Raw genomic sequence first — 16,219 nt, forward strand, 5'->3', positions numbered from 1 at the left:
CCGGCTCAAGGCCGGGGTGGCGGGATTATTGGTCGAGGAAGCTGCGCATCTTCCGGCTCCGCGACGGGTGCTTCAGCTTCCGGAGCGCCTTCGCCTCGATCTGGCGGATACGCTCGCGGGTGACGCTGAACTGCTGGCCGACTTCCTCGAGCGTATGATCGGTGTTCATGCCGATGCCGAAGCGCATGCGCAGCACGCGTTCCTCGCGCGGGGTGAGGGAGGCCAGGACTCGGGTGACGGTTTCCTTGAGGTTCGCCTGGATCGCGGCGTCGACGGGGATGACCGCGTTCTTGTCCTCAATGAAATCGCCAAGGTGCGAATCCTCCTCGTCGCCGATCGGCGTTTCGAGCGAGATCGGCTCCTTGGCGATCTTCATCACCTTGCGGACCTTTTCGAGCGGCATCGACAGGCGCTCGGCCATTTCCTCGGGCGTGGGCTCGCGGCCCTGCTCGTGGAGGAACTGGCGGGAGGTGCGGACCAGCTTGTTGATCGTCTCGATCATGTGGACCGGGATGCGGATCGTGCGCGCCTGGTCGGCGATCGAGCGGGTGATCGCCTGCCGAATCCACCACGTCGCATAGGTGCTGAACTTGTAGCCGCGGCGATATTCGAACTTATCGACCGCCTTCATCAGGCCGATATTGCCTTCCTGGATCAGGTCCAGGAACTGCAGGCCGCGATTGGTGTATTTCTTGGCGATCGAGATGACGAGGCGCAGGTTCGCCTCGACCATTTCCTTCTTCGCGATGCGGGCCTCGCGCTCGCCCTTCTGCACCATGTTCACGATGCGGCGGAACTCAGGGAGCGCCATGCCGGTCGCCTGCGCGATCTCGGCAATCTCGGTGCGGATGCGCTCGACGGCGTCGGCCTCGTTCGAGGCGAACGCGCTCCACTTCTTGTCGACGCTCTGGACGCTTTCCAGCCAGCTCTCGTCGAGCTCGCGGTTCACATAGCGGTCGAGGAAATCCTTGCGCGGCACTTTGTGGCGCTCGGCGAGGCGCAGCATCTGGCCGCCGAGCGCGGTCAGGCGGCGGTTGTAGCTGTAGAGCTGATCGACGAGATATTCGATCTTGGCGTTGTGGAACTGGACGCTCTCGACCTCGGCGGTGAGGTCCTCGCGCAGCTTCTGATACTTCTTCTCGTCGGCGGGCAAAAAGGCCGCACCGCCGCCCATCGCGTCCAGGCGCGCGCCCTGAAGCTTCGAGAATTTCTTGAAGATCGCAGTGATGTTGGCGAATTTCTCGAGCGCGGCGGGCTTGAGCTGCTCCTCCATCTGCGCGAGCGAGAGCGTGTTGTCCTCTTCCTCGTCGTCGGACGGGCGCGGCGCGCGCCGCTCGGTCATCGACTCCTCGTCCTCGTCGTCGGACGCGGTGACTTCCTCGACCTCTTCCTCTTCCTTGAAGCTGGGGCCGGCGGTCTTTTCGGAAATCTCGCCGTCGCCTTCCGCATCCTCGTCGGACAGGTTCTCGGGTGCGGGGTCCTTGTTCAGCATCGCGTCGAGATCGAGAATCTCGCGGAGCTGCATCGTGCCTTCGTTGAGCGCGTTCGACCAGCCGATGATCGCGTTGAAGGTGATCGGGCTTTCGCAAAGCCCCAGGATCATCGTGTCGCGGCCGGCCTCGATGCGCTTGGCGATGGCGATCTCGCCCTCGCGGCTGAGCAGCTCGACGGCGCCCATCTCGCGCAGGTACATGCGCACCGGGTCGTCGGTGCGGTCGACGGTCTCTTTCTTCTTTTCGACGACAGGCGCGAAACCGTCCGAACCGTCGGAGACGGGCTCGGCATCGTCCTCTTCCGGCTCTTTCTCCGCCTCGCCGTCCTCGCTGTCCTCGGCCGATTCGACGATCTGGACGCCCATGTCGTTCAGCGCCGACATGATGTCCTCGATCTGCTCGGACGACATCTGGTCCTGCGGCAGGGCTTCGTTCAGCTCGTCATAAGTGAGCACGCCGCGCTTCTTCGCGCGGGCGATCAGCTTCTTGATCGAGGCTTCATTGAGATCGATGAGGGGCGCGTCGCCGCCGTCCACCTTTTCGACCGGTTCTTCCATCTGCTTCGCCATCAACTCGCCCGAACAAAAAATCGTTAAGCGCCTTCGTCGTCCTGCAAAAGATTTGCAAGCCGCCGTGCGTGCTCGTCGCGCAATTCCCGCAAGCGTTCCTGCTCTTGCCGGTCCTCTTCGTCCAAGGTCCGCATGAACCGCTCCGTCGCCAGTTGCAGAGCCGCCTCGATCTCGGGCTGCTCCACCATGACCTGGATCACTTCGGCCAGGTCGGTTCTGGCACGCTCCGGGTCCGCATCCTTCCGGGTGAAGGAAAAGCGGAGCCGGTCGGCCCGCAGTAAATCTCTCGCCAGTGCGTCGAACTCGCTTGAGCGCAATATGGTGCCAAGCCGCTCGGTATCAAGCGCTTGTTCCTGCAGTGCCAAATCCACCAGCGCATCGAGCAGCCGCGCAATCGCCGGATCGCTCGACTGCAGATGGTGCAACGCCTCGGCGTGGCGGGCGAGCAGATCGGGGTAGCGGAGGAGGCCGGCGACCACACCCTTGATCAGCCGACGATCGATTCCGGAAGAGCCGACCCCCTTGGCCTCGGCCGAAATGGGGCGGGGCGGCTGCCAGCCTTGGCCCGGACGGAACGGCGGGCGCGGGCCTGAGCGCTGGAAGGGTGGACGTTGGAGGAACTGCGCCTCGAAGCGCTGGCGGAACTCGGCCTGATATTGCTGGCGTACGTCGTTGTCGCTGATCGCGGCGACCAGTTCGTTCAGGCGCTTGCGCAGGCCCGCGCGCTGTTCCGGCGTGGCGAGCGGTTCGGCGGCGAGTTCGTGGTTCCAGAGGCGGTCGACCAAAGGCTCGGGTGCTGCGGCAAGGGTCTCGAACACGGCGCGGCCGCCTGCGCGGACGAGATCGTCCGGGTCCTGACCTCCCGGCAGCGTCAGGAAAGCGAGCGAGCGGCCGGGGGCGAGGCCGGGGAGCGCCCGTGTCGCGGCGCGGAAGGCGGCTTTCTGCCCGGCATTGTCGCCGTCGAAGCAAAGCAGCGGCGTGTCGACCTGCCGCCACAGCCGTTCGATCTGGTGCTCGGTGAGCGCCGTGCCCAAGGGGGCGACCGCTTCCTCGATGCCCACCTGTGCCAGCGCGATCACGTCGAGATAGCCTTCGACGACGATCATCCGGTCCGCCTTGCGCGCGGCCGGCGCGGCACGGTCAAGATTGTAGAGCGTCCGGCCTTTGTCGAAGAGCGGCGTGTCGGGGGAATTCAGATATTTGGGCTCGCCCTGGCCGATGATGCGGCCTCCAAAGGCGATTACGCGCCCGCGCGGGTCGCGGATCGGGATCATCAGCCGGTCCCGGAAGCGGTCGTACGGCTCCTTGTCCTCGACCTGGATCAGCAGCCCGGCCTCGACCAGCATCGCATCGCCGAACTGCGCAAGCGCGCGGCGGAGGCCGGTTTTCGAATCTGGGGCGTAGCCGAGGGCGAATGCCTTGCGCGTCTTTTCGGGGATGCCGCGCTTCTCGACATAGGTCCGCGCCTGGGCGCCCGCGAGGCCCGCATATTGCTCCTCGAACCACGCCGCCGCTGCCGCCATCACATCGTGCAGCGACTTGGCCCGCTCGGCCCGCGCCGCCTCGCGCGCATCGGGGGCGGGAAGCTCCATGCCCGCGGCCTGCGCCAGCTCCTTCACCGCCTCGATGAACGGCAGCCCGCGCTGGTCCGTCATCCAGCGGATCGCATCGCCATGCGCGCCGCAGCCGAAGCAGTGGTAGAAGCCCTTTTCGTCGTTGACGTAAAAGCTGGGTGTTTTCTCGCTGTGAAACGGACAACAGGCGGCGAACTCGCGGCCCTTCTTGGTGAGCTTCAGGGTTTTGGAGACAAGCGCCGAGAGCAGGGTGCGGGTGCGGAGCTCGTCGAGAAAGGCGGGGGAGAGACTCATGTGTGGTCGTCTCCCCTCCCGCTTGCGGGAGGGGCTGGGGGTGGGACCGAGCCTAAAGCGCGCCTGATCTCAAACAACACGCCCTCTGTGTTTCCGAACACATCTTCATTCGAGAATCGCAGCACGCGAATCCCATACTCCGCCAGAATGCGATCCCGCCACTTGTCTCTGCCCGGCTGGATGTCGTGGCTGAACCCGTCGAGTTCGATCGCCAGCGCGTGCTTCCGGCAGAGCAAGTCGCAATAGAAGGGGCCGATCTGAATCTGTCGACTGAACTTGATGCCGTCGAGCTGGCTCTTGTTCAGATATTGCCAGAGGTGGCGTTCCGCGGGGGTGGCTTCGCGGCGGAGTTGCTGAGCTCTTAGCGGATTGCGTCGGCGCCAAGCAGGCATGGTCCCACCCCCAACCCCTCCCGCAAGCGGGAGGGGAGTTACGCCAACGCCGCCTTCACCGCCGCGCTTGCCTTGCTCATATCGAGCTTCCCCGCATGGCGCGTCTTCAGCTCCGCCATCACGCGGCCCATGTCCTTCACACTGCTCGCCCCGATCTCGGCCTTGATCGCTTCGATCGCGGCTTTCGTCTCCGCCTCGTCCATCATCTGCGGCAGGAAGCGTTCGATCACGGCCACCTCGCTCGCCTCGGCCGCGGCCAACTCAGGACGATTCCCCTGTTCGTACAGCGCAATCGATTCGCGGCGTTGCTTGACCATTTTCTGCAGGACTTCCGACACCAGCACATCGTCGTCGTCCGGGCCCTTGCCGGTGCGGAGTTCGATGTCGCGGTTCTTGATCGCGGCCTGGATCAGGCGGATCGTCTGCGTGGTTTCCTTGTCGCCGCCCTTCATGGCGGTGACGAGTGCGGATTTGATGTCGTCTCGAATCATTTCTCCCGTCTAGCAGGTTGACCCGCGGGGCGCGCAAGCTTAGCTGGCGAGCCTTAGCGACATCGCTGCCCACCCACTCGAAGGAGCCTGCCGATCATGGCCGACGCCACCCCCTTGCGCGTACCTGACGGAGCCACGGGGGTGTTGGTTCTGGCGTCCGGCGACGTGATCTGGGGCCGGGGCTTCGGTGCGGAAGGCGAGGCGGTGGGCGAAGTGTGCTTCCACACCGCGATCACCGGTTATCAGGAAATCATGACCGACCCTTCGTTCGAAGGGCAGATCATCACCTTCACATTCCCGCACATTGGCAATGTCGGTGCGAACCATGAGGATGTGGAAGCGAACCACGCCCATGCGCTGGGCTGCATCGTCCGCGAGGACGTGACGGCGCCGTCCAATTTCCGCGCCGCCGAGGGGTTCGGCGAGTGGCTCAAGGCGCGGGGGAAGATCGGGCTGGCGGGCATCGACACCCGCGCGCTGACCCGCCGCATGCGCGTCGGCGGCGCGCCCAACGGCGTGATCGCGCATTCGGCTTCGGGGACGTTCGACGTGGAGGCTCTGCTGGCGAAGGCGCGCGCCTGGCCGGGGCTGGAAGGCATGGACCTCGCGAAAGAGGTTTCGTGCGAGGCGCATCATTTGTGGGACGGCGGGGTTTGGGAGCTGGGTGCGGGGTATGCCGCCGAAAAGCCCCTCCCTTCCAAGGGAGGGGTTGGGGTGGGTGCGAGCGAAGCTCGCGCCGATGGCCAGCATCCACCCACCCCCCAGCCCCCTCCCTTGGAAGGGAGGGGGAGCACCCCCCACGTCGTCGCGATCGACTATGGCTCCAAGCACAACATCTTCCGCAACCTGGTGAAGGCCGGCGCGCGGGTGACGGTGCTGCCCGCCACCGCCAGCTTCGACGACGTGATGAGCCATAGCCCCGACGGCTTCTTCCTCTCGAACGGCCCCGGCGACCCGGCGGCGACGGCGGAATATGCCGTGCCGGTGATCCGCCAGATGCTGGAGACAGGCAAGCCGCTGTTCGGCATCTGCCTCGGCCACCAGCTCCTCGCGCTCGCGATCGGGGCGAAGACGACAAAGATGTTTCAGGGCCATCGCGGCGCCAACCACCCGGTCAAACGGCTGGCGGACGGCCGCGTCGAGATCACCAGCATGAACCACGGCTTCGCGGTCGAGCGCGACACCCTGCCGCCAAACGCGCGCGAGACCCACGTCTCGCTGTTCGACGGCAGCAATTGCGGGCTGGAACTGACCGACGCCCAGGCGTTCAGCGTGCAGTATCACCCCGAAGCCAGTCCGGGGCCGATGGACAGCATGTATTTGTTCGAGAAGTTTGTGGGGATGCTAACTAAATGAGTGTGCTCTCAAGGAGCCTGTTGCGTTGTTCGATGATGGGCCTGTGCCTTAGCATGTCGAGCACCGTAGCCGCCGCACCGCCTACAACTCAGGATCAGGCCGCGAAGGATCTCGTCGATTCGACTGATGCGCTTGTTGATGAGACAGAAGCCAAAATGTCCCCGGCAGAGAAGCGGGATTTTGATCGGAAGGTAGAGGCAAGCGCCAATGCCGAAATGCAGGCGAAGGCCCAAAAATGCGGAACGGAGCTCACTTTCACGACCGAACCTAAGATCGAAGAACGACATGTTTATGTGAAGGCCGGGGCTACCCCCGAGCAGATGGCGTGCATCCGCGCCGAGCTGCCCTTCGTCCAGGCGGATCCGAATCACTAATGCCTAAACGCACCGACATTTCCTCCATCCTCATCATCGGCGCGGGCCCGATCGTTATCGGGCAAGCGGCGGAGTTCGATTATTCGGGGACGCAGGCGGCCAAGGCGCTGAAGGCCGAGGGCTATCGGATCGTGCTGGTCAACTCCAACCCGGCGTCGATCATGACCGATCCGGAGTTTGCCGACGCCACCTATATCGAGCCGATCACGCCGGAGATCGTCGCCAAGATCATCGAGAAGGAGCGACCCGACGCGATCCTGCCGACGATGGGCGGGCAGACCGCGCTGAACACGGCGCTCGCGCTGTTCCGCGACGGCACGCTCGACCGGCTGGGCGTGACCATGATAGGCGCCGATGCGGACGCTATCGACAAGGCCGAGGACCGGCTGAAATTCCGCGACGCGATGGACAAGATCGGGCTCGAATCTGCCCGCTCGCGGATCGCGCACACGCTCGACGAGGCGTTCGAGGCGCTTGAGCATACCGGCCTGCCGTCGATCATCCGGCCGAGCTTTACCCTGGGCGGAACGGGCGGCGGCGTCGCCTATAATCGCGACGAGTTCCGGCAGATCGTGCTTTCCGGCCTCGACGCCTCGCCCACCACCGAAGTGCTGATCGAGGAGTCGCTGCTCGGCTGGAAGGAATATGAGATGGAGGTCGTGCGGGATCGCAACGACAACGCCATCATCATCTGCTCGATCGAGAACGTGGACCCGATGGGCGTCCATACCGGCGACTCGATCACCGTCGCGCCGGCGCTGACGCTGACCGACAAGGAATATCAGATCATGCGCAACGCGTCGATCGCGGTGCTGCGTGAAATCGGCGTGGAAACAGGCGGTTCCAACGTCCAGTTCGCAGTCAATCCGAAGGACGGGCGGCTGGTCGTGATCGAGATGAATCCGCGCGTGTCGCGGTCCTCGGCGCTCGCTTCCAAGGCGACCGGCTTCCCGATCGCCAAGGTCGCGGCGAAGCTGGCGGTCGGCTACACGCTCGACGAGATCGACAACGACATCACCGGCGCGACGCCCGCGAGCTTCGAGCCGACGATCGATTATGTCGTGACCAAAATCCCGCGCTTCGCGTTCGAGAAGTTCAAGGGGACGGACCCGCACCTCTCGACCATGATGAAGTCGGTCGGCGAAGTGATGGCGATCGGCCGCAACTTCCACGAGAGCCTGCAGAAGGCGCTGCGCGGGCTGGAAACGGGCCTGGCCGGCCTGAACGTCGTCGACGAGCTGGTCGGCGCGCCCAAGGACGACATCATCGCAGCCCTCGCCCGGCCGACGCCGGACCGGCTGCTGGTCGCGGCGCAGGCGCTGCGGGAGGGGCTGAGCGTTGCCGAAGTCCATGCGGTTGCGAAATACGATCCCTGGTTCCTCGACCGACTCGCCGAGATCGTGGCGGCGGAGGAAGAAGTGTGCCGCGACGGGCTGCCGCGCGATGCGGCGGGCATGCGGCGGCTGAAGGCGCTCGGCTTTTCCGACAAACGCCTCGCTTGGCTGTCGTTGCGCTCGGCGAACCTGCAGCCAGGCACGCGCCGCGCGTTCGGACGCAGCTCCGGACTGATCGGCGAGGCGGTCAAGGCAATGACCGGCGGCGTCACCGAGGACGATGTCCGTGCGCTGCGCCATAAGCTGGGCGTGCGGCCGGTGTTCAAGCGCATCGACACCTGCGCCGCCGAGTTCGAGGCGAAGACGCCGTACATGTATTCGACCTATGAGGCGCCGAGCTTCGGCGCGCCCGAGGACGAGTCCGCGCCGTCCGACCGAAAAAAAGTCGTGATCCTGGGCGGCGGCCCGAACCGGATCGGGCAAGGGATCGAGTTCGATTATTGCTGCGTCCATGCCTGCTTCGCGCTGCGCGAGGCGGGTTTCGAGACGATCATGATCAACTGCAATCCGGAGACGGTCTCGACCGACTACGACACGTCGGACCGCCTCTATTTCGAGCCGCTGACGGCCGAAGACGTGCTCGAAATCCTGCATGTCGAGCAGTCGAAGGGCGAGCTGCTGGGCGTGATCGTGCAATTCGGCGGGCAGACGCCGCTGAAGCTCGCCGCCGCGCTCGAAAAGGCCGGCATCCCAATCCTCGGCACGTCGCCGGACGCGATCGACCTGGCCGAAGACCGGGAGCGGTTCGCGCAGCTCGTCAACAAGCTCGGCCTGAAGCAGCCGGACAACGGCATCGCGCGTAGCCGCGAAGAGGCTTTGGCCGTCGCCAACCGCATCGGCTATCCAGTGTTGATCCGTCCGAGCTATGTCCTCGGCGGGCGCGCGATGGAGATCGTCGATGGGCCGGGCCAGCTCGAAGCCTATATCGCGACCGCCGTGCAGGTCTCGGGCGACTCGCCGGTGCTGATCGACCGCTATCTGCGCGATGCGATCGAGGTGGACGTCGACGCGCTTGCAGACGGCGAGCAGGTCGTCGTCACCGGCGTGATGCAGCATATCGAGGAAGCGGGCGTGCATTCGGGCGACAGCGCCTGCTCGCTGCCGCCCTACAGCCTCGGCGCCGACATCGTCGCCGAGATCGAGCGCCAGACCGAGGCGCTCGCCAGGGCGCTGAGCGTCAAGGGCCTGATGAACGTCCAGTTCGCGGTGAAGGACGGCGCGGTCTACCTTATCGAGGTCAATCCGCGCGCCAGCCGCACCGTGCCGTTCGTGGCCAAGGCGACGGGCAGCCCGATCGCCAAGATGGCGGCGCGGGTGATGGCGGGCGAGAAAATCGCGAATCTGCCGGCGATCAACCGGCCGGACGGTTGGATCGCCGTGAAGGAAGCCGTCTTCCCGTTCGCGCGCTTCCCGGGCATCGACCCTATCCTGTCGCCGGAGATGAAGTCCACCGGCGAAGTCATGGGAATCGATGACGATTTCCCGACCGCCTTTGCCAAGTCGCAGATCGGCGCCGGGACCAAGCTGCCGCAAGGCGGATGCCTGTTCGTCTCAGTCAAGGATGGCGACAAGCCGGCGATCGTCGAGCCGGTGAAGGAACTGGTCGCGCTCGGCTATCAGGTGATCGCGACCGGCGGCACGGCCGACTATCTCGCTGCCAAGGGCGTTCCGCTGGAGCGGGTCAACAAGGTGGCGGAAGGACGGCCGCACATCGTCGACCGGATCAAGGACGGCGACGTCGCACTGATCTTCAACACCACCGAAGGCTGGCAGTCGCTGAAGGATTCGGCGAGCATCCGCGCCTCGGCGCTCCACGCCAAGATTCCCTACTTCACGACCGCGGCGGCAAGCGCGGCAGCCGTAAGGGCAATCGAGGCGCTCAGGGATCGTCCTCTTGAAGTGCGGTCGCTCCAGTCTTACTATTCGCCTCCGCACGCCTGACCTCCCGACATCACGATCGAGCGGTAGGCGGTCCGAGACAGGGCCGCCGGGCGAGCCAGTTTTTGATAAAGGGTGGATTGGATGGCGACCGTCGAGAAGATGCCGATGCTGCAGGAGGGCTATGACAAGCTCCAGGCGGATCTGAAGCGTCGCAAAGAGGAACGCCCGCAGATCGTCGACGCGATCGAGGAAGCCCGCGCGCATGGCGATCTGTCCGAGAACGCCGAATATCACGCCGCGAAAGAGCGCCAGGGCCAGGTCGAAGCCGAAATCGCCGACCTGGAAAGCAAGCTCAGCCGCGCGCAGATCATCGATCCGCGCGACCTCAGCGGCGACAAGGTGGTGTTCGGCGCGACCGTGACGCTCCTCGACGAGGACGACAAGCCGATCCGCTACCAGATCGTCGGCGAGACCGAGGCGGACGCGAGCAAGGGCCGGATTTCCTACAATTCCCCGATCGGCCGCGCGCTGATCGGCCGCAAGGTCGACGACGAAGTCGAGGTGACGGTGCCCTCGGGCGACCGCTATTACCTCGTCTCCAAGATCGAGTTCATCTGAACCCGTGCCCAATCTGCCCGAAGGACGGGTGACGCAGGCGATCGCTGCGCTGACCGCGGTCGCCTTCTTCTTGCTTTGGGTTGCCGGCTGGCTCGATTACGCGTCGCTGGCCGGGGGCTTTATTCCGGCGCGGGCGACGGGGTTGCTGAATGTCGGCGGTGCGCTGCCCGTTTGGCTGACGCCGCTTTCCGCCACGCTGATCCATGCTGGGCTGCTGCATCTGGCGATGAACATGCTGATGTTCATCTATGTCGGCCGCTACGTCGAAAGCGTGATCGGCGGCTGGGCGAGTGTCGTCCTCTACGTCGCTGGCGCCTATGCAGCGGCGTTGCTCCACTGGGCGATCGACCCGTCGCAGACGGCGCCGATGGTGGGCGCCAGCGGCGCAATCTCCGCGACGTTCGGCGCCTATGCGGTGTTCTTCGGCCGCGACCGCACCAAGGGCATTGGCCCGCTCTCCGGCTATGCGGTGCGTATCCTCTGGCTCGCCTCGGCCTGGATCTTCGTCCAGTCGCTGATCGGCTTGGCGGCGTTCGGCGGCGGCAACGTCGCCATCTTCGCGCACATCGGCGGCTTCATCATCGGCCTGGCGCTGGCGCGACCTATGCTGCTTTGGCGGTACCGGAAGGCTTAGAGCTGCCCTTGGGGATAGCTGCCTCTTGAGAGAGGTTTGAGGCGGGCAGCTGCACAGGGTGAGGGATCGCGTGGATTTGAAAAAGACAAATCCCCCCGCCGCTCGCGCTCACGCGCGAGTCGCACACTCCCAATGGAGAGGGGTAAGCCCCCCATCTGGCCGCGCCTAGCGATCGAACTCCAGCACGTCGGTGGGCGCGCCCGGCAGTCTCAGCATCTTGCGCCTCATCGTCAGGTGCTTTCCGTCGGCCGAGACCATCGCCGTGGTCTCCGTCGACGGCTTGCCGTGGAGCTGCGCCTTCGACCTGATCTCGCGGCCGCTCACTGCCGTCAGCGAGATATGATCCGCGTTCGGGTTCCCAACCATCGGGTACCATTTGCCGTCATAGGCTGCGGAGTAGCTAAAATTCATCGCCTTGCCCGACGAGTCCTTGGAGCTGGACTTCATCGTCACCTTGTTGCCGGCAATGTCGAAGGTTCGCGTTTCGCTTTGCTCCTTCGCCGACGAAGCGAATTTCGATTTCGCCGCGTTCAGGTGCCAGGTGCCGTTCCACAGCTTGGCGTCCGGCGCAGCCGCGCTCGCGCTCTGCGGGAAGAGGATCGCGAGACCTGCCAACGCAAACGCAAGATTTGCCCGTCCGTTCATGGCCTTCCTCCATTTCCAGGATCACAGGCCGCCGCCCCCGACTCGAGCGGTGACGGGCGAATATACTCGTGGTGGAGACCGCGATAAACGTGGACGGCTGCCAAGCTCAGCCGGCGGCCAAGGGGTGGGTCATATTCCGACTCAGGTCCCGCCTTGGCGTGAATGGCGAAATTGGGAGCGAACGGCCGCTCAGGCGCCGGGCAGCTCGGGTTCGAGCAGGCGGTGGAGGTGGACGACGACGTATTTCATCTCGGCGTCGTCGACGGTGCGCTGGGCGGCGCTGCGCCAGGCGGTTTCGGCGCTTTTATAGTCGGGGAAGATGCCGACGATATCGATGTTCTTCAGGTCGACGAAGTCGAGGCCGCGCGGATCCTTCACGCGGCCGCCGAATACCAGGTGCATCAAGCTCATGGCCGCGCGCTAGCGAGTGTGCGGAGCAGGGGCAAGGATTCGCTCCACTCGACCGTTCAGGCTGAGCCTGCCGAAGCCCTGCTTTCCCTTTCGGCGCGAAAGAAAGAACAGGCCTTCGACAAGCTCAGGCTGGACGGTATGTGTCCCTAACCGAACTACGCGTCCTGCTTGCCGGTGACCGTCGACGCCGCGGCGCTGCCCGCGGCCGAGCCCGCCGCACTGACCGCGCCCAGCGCCTTGTCGACGATCGCTTCCATCGGCGACTTGTTCTCGGTGAGGATGCCGAGTTCCTGCTTGCCGGCCTCGCGGGCGGCCTTGGCGGCTTCGGCGGCGGCCTGACCGATCTTGCTTCCTACGGGGCCGAGAATCTCGGTCTCGCGCTCGGTGCGCGGGATCAGTGCGCCGGCCACCGCGCCGATCGCAACGCCCGCAGCGATCGCCGCCAGCGGCGCGCCGTCGACGGCGGTGCCAAGCCGATCCCCAACGCCGCCACGGCCATAGCTCTGGGTGTTTTCAGTCGTGCGCGCCATCGTCATGCTCCTTGTTCTGCCGGGGACCTGGTTTTGGCCCGGATGGGTTCGGTCGGAAGCGGGGCAGGGCCGCGCTCCGCTTCATAGGGTTGCAGCGCCGGTTCGGCTTCCTCGCCGCGCCTGAACAGCGCATTCAGCCCGCGCGCGAGCGGCTTGCGGAACAGATAGACGAGGATCGGCACGGTGACTGCGGCGACCGTGGAGGGATGGGTCGCGGCATTCACCACGCCTTCCTTCGCGGCTTCCTTGACCCCGTCGGCCTTTTCCTTCGCCTTTTCCTTGACGTCCTGCGCGATCGTCTTGGGGCTGAGGCGATGCTGCAGCTCGTGCAGCGTGGTCATGAACCGCTCGCGCGCGGCGGTCGCTTCGGCTTCCTTCGCCGTGAGGTCGATCTTCCTCACCGCCGCGCCTCGGCGATCTGCTTGTAGGCGAGATAGCCGAGGCCGCCCGAGATCGCGAAGGTGACGAGGACGACGATCAGCGTCGCCGCGAGCGGGCCGAGTAGCGTCGTCAAGGCGAGGATCAGCCCGACGAGCAGCGCGGTGACGGCCGACAACGCGAGGACGACGGCCGCGCCGCCGTAGATCGCCGCCATCTTCACCGGCTCCGCCTTGTCGGCGGCCTTGGCCTTGTACAGCTCGACCTCGGCGCGCGCGTAGCGTTTGCCGTCATCGACGAGCTGGCTGAACAATTGCCCGATCGGCACGTCCCCGTTCATGCCGTGCTCCTTCAGAAGCCGGCGTTCGACGTGCCGGGATTGCTGGTACCGGTGGTGCCCGTCGAGCCGGTCGACCCAGTGCTGCCGGTCGGGCCTGTCGATCCGGTGCCGCCGGTCGTGCCCGTGCTGCTGCCCGAGGCGCCACGCATGTTCGTGTCCTCATAGCCGGCGCCTGCCTTGGCAAGCCGGGCGAGCACGAAGCCGAGGCCCACCGCCGCGCCGATCGCGACCGCCGGGCTCTTGCGCACGAAGCTGCGCACGTCCTCGACCAGCTCGTCCACGTCCTTGCCGCGAAGCTGGTCCGCAAAGCTCGACACGCTTTCGGCCGCGGAGAAGCCGTAGCGGCCATATTGCGGCCCGACCTTCTCCTCGATCGTGCGCGCCGTGTCCTCCAGGAACTTGGCCGCTTCGTCGAGGGCGCCGGTCGCCTTGGTCACACCCTGGCCGGCATAGTCGCGCGCCTTGTCGCTCGCCTGGCTCTTGAAGCTTTCGAACTGGCTGCGGAATTTGTCGGCAGTCGTGTTGCCGCCGCCGGACGTGCCGCCGCTGCTCGCGTCGCCCTGCCGGGTTTCGCCGTCATTGGCCTGGCTCACATCGGTCATCGCGCATCCCTTTCCGAAAGACTTCAACGTTCGCGACCAGAACAATCGCTCCGGCAACGAGGTTCCACTGTTTCGAGGCCGCCGATTGCCTTCCGGCACACCCGCCGATAGGGGCGGCTCCGATCCCGGAACGATGTAGGAAGACCGTTACATGACCGCAATCATCGACATCCACGCCAGGCAAATTCTCGACAGCCGCGGCAACCCGACGGTGGAGGTCGATGTGAGCCTGGAGGACGGCAGCTTCGGCCGCGCGGCGGTGCCGTCGGGCGCCTCGACCGGCGCGTTCGAGGCGGTCGAGAAACGCGACGGCGACAAGGACCGCTGGCTCGGCAAGGGCGTGGAGCAGGCGGTGCGCGCAGTGAACGGCGAGATCGCGGAGAATATTCTCGGCCTCGATGCCGAGGACCAGGCCGATATCGACGCGCAGATGATCGCGCTCGACGGCACCGAGAACAAGTCGCGGCTGGGCGCGAATGCCATCCTGGGCGTCAGCCTTGCGATCGCGAAGGCGGCGGCGGAAGCGAGCGGGCTGCCGCTCTATCGCTATGTGGGCGGCGTCTCGGCGCATTTGCTGCCGGTGCCGATGATGAACATCGTCAACGGCGGCGCGCATGCCGACAACCCCATCGACTTCCAGGAATTCATGGTGATGCCGGTCGGCGCGGAGAGCCTGGCCGAAGCGGTGCGCTGGGGCTCCGAGATTTTCCATACGCTCAAGAAGAACCTGCACGACAAGGGGCTGGCGACGGCGGTGGGCGACGAAGGCGGCTTTGCGCCCAATCTCGCCTCGCCCGCGGATGCGCTCGACTTCATCATGCGCTCGGTCGAGCAGGCCGGGTACAAGCCCGGCGAGGACGTTGTGCTCGCGCTCGATTGCGCCGCGACGGAGTTCTACAAGGGCGGACAGTATGTGCTGGAAGGCGAGGGGCGGTCATTGTCCCCGGCTGAGATGGTTGACTATCTCGTGGAACTAAGCGGCCGCTACCCGATCCGCTCGTTCGAGGACGGCATGGCCGAGGACGATTATGAAGGATGGAAGTTGTTGACCGAACGGTTGGGCAAGACGGTGCAGCTCGTCGGCGACGACCTATTCGTGACGAATCCGAAACGACTTTCCGACGGCATCAGCCAGGGTCTCGCCAATTCATTGCTGGTCAAGGTCAACCAGATCGGCACCTTGAGCGAGACCTTGGAGGCGGTGTCGATGGCGCAGCGGGCCGGGTACACCGCTGTCATGTCGCACCGTTCGGGCGAAACCGAGGACGCCACCATCGCCGACCTCGCGGTTGCGACAAATTGTGGGCAGATCAAGACGGGCAGCCTTGCCCGTTCGGATCGGCTCGCCAAGTACAACCAGCTCATTCGCATCGAAGAGCAGCTCGGTCCCCAGGCTAAATTTGGGTGTAAGGCGATTTTTCGCGGATAAGCGGTTGATCCCGTGACTCCGCTGTGATTCAACAGGGTTAATGGCGAAGCGGCGGACAGTCTGGGATTTGGTCAAACGGGCGGCGGGACCGGCGGTCGCGCTGCTCGTGATCGGCTTTTTTGGCGGCTACGCGCTTGCCGGCCCCAACGGCGTGATCGCGTGGGGCGATTATCGCCACCAGCTCCAGCAGCGGCAGGGCGAACTGGCCAAGCTCGAGGCCAAGAAGCGGGTGGTCGCGAACCATGTCGCGCTGCTCGATCCGCGCAAGGCCAATCCCGACCTTGCCGACGAGCTGATCCGCGAGCGGCTGGGCTATGCCCATCCCGACGAGATCATCATTCCGATGGACCAGGCCGACCCCGCCAGATAGGATCGTCCCCCTCATCGACAGGGGGGGTGAGGCCCATGACTCTCGACAACGCCAGACCGGTTGCGTTCGTGAACGTTCGCGACCGCGACGAAGGCCGCGCTTTCTACGAAGGCACGCTCGGCCTTCGCCACAAGAGCCGCGACGATTTCGGCGATTTCTATGAATTAGGTGCGGGCCTGCTGCGGATGACGCCGATGCCCGACTTTCAGGCGCACCCGCATCCGGTGCTCGGCTGGGACGTGCCCGACATCGCTGCCGCCGTGCTGGCGCTCAAGGAGAAGGGCATCGCCTTTTCCATCTACGAGGGCATGGGGCAGGACGAGCTCGGCATCTGGACCGCGCCCGACGGCGTTTCGAAAGTCGCCTGGTTCAACGATCCGTTCGGCAATCTGCTCAGTCTTTCGCAGACCTGATCCAGCGCGGTTGCGAACGGCTTCGTCCCGC

18 protein-coding genes are annotated in these 16,219 nt (G+C 65.2%); 8 read left to right on the forward strand and 10 right to left on the reverse strand.

Annotated features, from left to right (window positions below):
- Positions 1-25: 25 nt before the first annotated feature.
- From rpoD to ACFSCW_RS05290, 4 genes are read right to left on the reverse strand one after another with little or no spacing between them, the layout of a single operon-like run.
- Entirely contained in the window at positions 26-2,062 is a 2,037-nt protein-coding gene (gene rpoD, locus ACFSCW_RS05275; RefSeq protein WP_380887615.1) for an RNA polymerase sigma factor RpoD, read from the reverse strand.
- Between the two features lie 23 nt (positions 2,063-2,085).
- Positions 2,086-3,930, reverse strand: a complete 1,845-nt coding sequence (dnaG, locus tag ACFSCW_RS05280; RefSeq protein ID WP_380887617.1) for a DNA primase — start codon at positions 3,928-3,930, stop codon at positions 2,086-2,088.
- A complete protein-coding gene (locus tag ACFSCW_RS05285) occupies positions 3,927-4,322 on the reverse strand; it encodes an endonuclease domain-containing protein (protein WP_380887619.1) in 396 nt (131 codons plus the stop codon). Before ACFSCW_RS05285 ends, dnaG begins: the two co-directional genes overlap by 4 nt.
- A gap of 38 nt (positions 4,323-4,360) precedes the next feature.
- The gene (locus ACFSCW_RS05290) at positions 4,361-4,813 is read right to left on the reverse strand and encodes a GatB/YqeY domain-containing protein (RefSeq protein ID WP_380887621.1); all 453 of its coding nucleotides are present in this window, start codon (positions 4,811-4,813) and stop codon (positions 4,361-4,363) included.
- Positions 4,814-4,909: 96 nt separating this feature from the next.
- Between ACFSCW_RS05290 and carA the strand changes: the two genes are divergently transcribed.
- The 5 genes from carA (at position 4,910) to ACFSCW_RS05315 (ending at position 11,070) form a co-directional block, all read left to right on the forward strand.
- On the forward strand, positions 4,910-6,169 hold the full coding sequence (carA, locus tag ACFSCW_RS05295; RefSeq protein ID WP_380887623.1) for a glutamine-hydrolyzing carbamoyl-phosphate synthase small subunit: 1,260 nt from the start codon (positions 4,910-4,912) through the stop codon (positions 6,167-6,169).
- 53 nt (positions 6,170-6,222) lie between these two features.
- Positions 6,223-6,543 carry a hypothetical protein gene (locus ACFSCW_RS05300; RefSeq protein WP_380887625.1) on the forward strand — a complete coding sequence of 107 codons (321 nt, stop codon included), beginning with the start codon at positions 6,223-6,225 and terminating at the stop codon, positions 6,541-6,543.
- The gene (carB, locus tag ACFSCW_RS05305) at positions 6,543-9,878 is read left to right on the forward strand and encodes a carbamoyl-phosphate synthase large subunit (protein ID WP_380887627.1); all 3,336 of its coding nucleotides are present in this window, start codon (positions 6,543-6,545) and stop codon (positions 9,876-9,878) included. Before ACFSCW_RS05300 ends, carB begins: the two co-directional genes overlap by 1 nt.
- A gap of 81 nt (positions 9,879-9,959) precedes the next feature.
- The gene (gene greA / locus ACFSCW_RS05310; protein WP_380887629.1) at positions 9,960-10,436 is read left to right on the forward strand and encodes a transcription elongation factor GreA; all 477 of its coding nucleotides are present in this window, start codon (positions 9,960-9,962) and stop codon (positions 10,434-10,436) included.
- Positions 10,437-10,440: 4 nt separating this feature from the next.
- Entirely contained in the window at positions 10,441-11,070 is a 630-nt protein-coding gene (locus tag ACFSCW_RS05315; RefSeq protein WP_380887631.1) for a rhomboid family intramembrane serine protease, read from the forward strand.
- Between the two features lie 165 nt (positions 11,071-11,235).
- Here ACFSCW_RS05315 and ACFSCW_RS05320 read toward each other — a convergent pair whose 3' ends face one another.
- The 6 genes from ACFSCW_RS05320 to ACFSCW_RS05345 form a co-directional block, all read right to left on the reverse strand.
- A complete protein-coding gene (locus ACFSCW_RS05320; RefSeq protein WP_380887633.1) occupies positions 11,236-11,715 on the reverse strand; it encodes a hypothetical protein in 480 nt (159 codons plus the stop codon).
- A gap of 189 nt (positions 11,716-11,904) precedes the next feature.
- Positions 11,905-12,126: a DUF4170 domain-containing protein gene (locus ACFSCW_RS05325; protein ID WP_380887635.1), complete on the reverse strand. Its 222-nt coding sequence runs from the start codon at positions 12,124-12,126 to the stop codon at positions 11,905-11,907.
- Between the two features lie 155 nt (positions 12,127-12,281).
- Positions 12,282-12,656 carry a hypothetical protein gene (locus tag ACFSCW_RS05330; protein ID WP_380887637.1) on the reverse strand — a complete coding sequence of 125 codons (375 nt, stop codon included), beginning with the start codon at positions 12,654-12,656 and terminating at the stop codon, positions 12,282-12,284.
- Between the two features lie 2 nt (positions 12,657-12,658).
- Positions 12,659-13,057 (reverse strand): DUF3618 domain-containing protein, encoded by a 399-nt coding sequence (locus ACFSCW_RS05335; RefSeq protein ID WP_380887639.1) that lies wholly within the window; start codon positions 13,055-13,057, stop codon positions 12,659-12,661.
- Positions 13,054-13,374, reverse strand: a complete 321-nt coding sequence (locus ACFSCW_RS05340) for a phage holin family protein (protein WP_380887641.1) — start codon at positions 13,372-13,374, stop codon at positions 13,054-13,056. The genes ACFSCW_RS05335 and ACFSCW_RS05340 overlap by 4 nt, the downstream gene beginning before the upstream one ends.
- A gap of 11 nt (positions 13,375-13,385) precedes the next feature.
- The gene (locus ACFSCW_RS05345; protein ID WP_380887643.1) at positions 13,386-13,976 is read right to left on the reverse strand and encodes a hypothetical protein; all 591 of its coding nucleotides are present in this window, start codon (positions 13,974-13,976) and stop codon (positions 13,386-13,388) included.
- 151 nt (positions 13,977-14,127) lie between these two features.
- On the opposite strand from ACFSCW_RS05345, the gene eno reads away from it, so the two are divergent.
- From eno to ACFSCW_RS05360, 3 genes are read left to right on the forward strand one after another with little or no spacing between them, the layout of a single operon-like run.
- Positions 14,128-15,405: a phosphopyruvate hydratase gene (eno, locus tag ACFSCW_RS05350; protein WP_380887645.1), complete on the forward strand. Its 1,278-nt coding sequence runs from the start codon at positions 14,128-14,130 to the stop codon at positions 15,403-15,405.
- A gap of 40 nt (positions 15,406-15,445) precedes the next feature.
- Entirely contained in the window at positions 15,446-15,775 is a 330-nt protein-coding gene (locus ACFSCW_RS05355; protein ID WP_380887647.1) for an FtsB family cell division protein, read from the forward strand.
- A gap of 35 nt (positions 15,776-15,810) precedes the next feature.
- Positions 15,811-16,188 (forward strand): VOC family protein, encoded by a 378-nt coding sequence (locus ACFSCW_RS05360; protein WP_380887649.1) that lies wholly within the window; start codon positions 15,811-15,813, stop codon positions 16,186-16,188.
- The last annotated feature ends 31 nt before the right edge of the window (positions 16,189-16,219 follow it).

It is taken from the genome of Sphingomonas tabacisoli, assembly GCF_042678385.1.
GTDB classification, from domain to species: domain Bacteria; phylum Pseudomonadota; class Alphaproteobacteria; order Sphingomonadales; family Sphingomonadaceae; genus Sphingomonas_B; species Sphingomonas_B tabacisoli.

Bases quoted from the DNA above. Each gene is read 5' to 3' on its own strand.
- rpoD (WP_380887615.1), bottom strand. From the start codon at position 2,062: ATGGCGAAGCAGATGGAAGAACCGGTCGAAAAGGTGGACGGCGGCGAC.
- dnaG (WP_380887617.1), bottom strand. From the start codon at position 3,930: ATGAGTCTCTCCCCCGCCTTTCTCGACGAGCTCCGCACCCGCACCCTG.
- ACFSCW_RS05285 (WP_380887619.1), bottom strand. From the start codon at position 4,322: ATGCCTGCTTGGCGCCGACGCAATCCGCTAAGAGCTCAGCAACTCCGC.
- ACFSCW_RS05290 (WP_380887621.1), bottom strand. From the start codon at position 4,813: ATGATTCGAGACGACATCAAATCCGCACTCGTCACCGCCATGAAGGGC.
- carA (WP_380887623.1), top strand. From the start codon at position 4,910: ATGGCCGACGCCACCCCCTTGCGCGTACCTGACGGAGCCACGGGGGTG.
- ACFSCW_RS05300 (WP_380887625.1), top strand. From the start codon at position 6,223: ATGTCGAGCACCGTAGCCGCCGCACCGCCTACAACTCAGGATCAGGCC.
- carB (WP_380887627.1), top strand. From the start codon at position 6,543: ATGCCTAAACGCACCGACATTTCCTCCATCCTCATCATCGGCGCGGGC.
- greA (WP_380887629.1), top strand. From the start codon at position 9,960: ATGGCGACCGTCGAGAAGATGCCGATGCTGCAGGAGGGCTATGACAAG.
- ACFSCW_RS05320 (WP_380887633.1), bottom strand. From the start codon at position 11,715: ATGAACGGACGGGCAAATCTTGCGTTTGCGTTGGCAGGTCTCGCGATC.
- ACFSCW_RS05325 (WP_380887635.1), bottom strand. From the start codon at position 12,126: ATGAGCTTGATGCACCTGGTATTCGGCGGCCGCGTGAAGGATCCGCGC.
- ACFSCW_RS05330 (WP_380887637.1), bottom strand. From the start codon at position 12,656: ATGGCGCGCACGACTGAAAACACCCAGAGCTATGGCCGTGGCGGCGTT.
- ACFSCW_RS05340 (WP_380887641.1), bottom strand. From the start codon at position 13,374: ATGAACGGGGACGTGCCGATCGGGCAATTGTTCAGCCAGCTCGTCGAT.
- ACFSCW_RS05345 (WP_380887643.1), bottom strand. From the start codon at position 13,976: ATGACCGATGTGAGCCAGGCCAATGACGGCGAAACCCGGCAGGGCGAC.
- eno (WP_380887645.1), top strand. From the start codon at position 14,128: ATGACCGCAATCATCGACATCCACGCCAGGCAAATTCTCGACAGCCGC.
- ACFSCW_RS05355 (WP_380887647.1), top strand. From the start codon at position 15,446: ATGGCGAAGCGGCGGACAGTCTGGGATTTGGTCAAACGGGCGGCGGGA.
- ACFSCW_RS05360 (WP_380887649.1), top strand. From the start codon at position 15,811: ATGACTCTCGACAACGCCAGACCGGTTGCGTTCGTGAACGTTCGCGAC.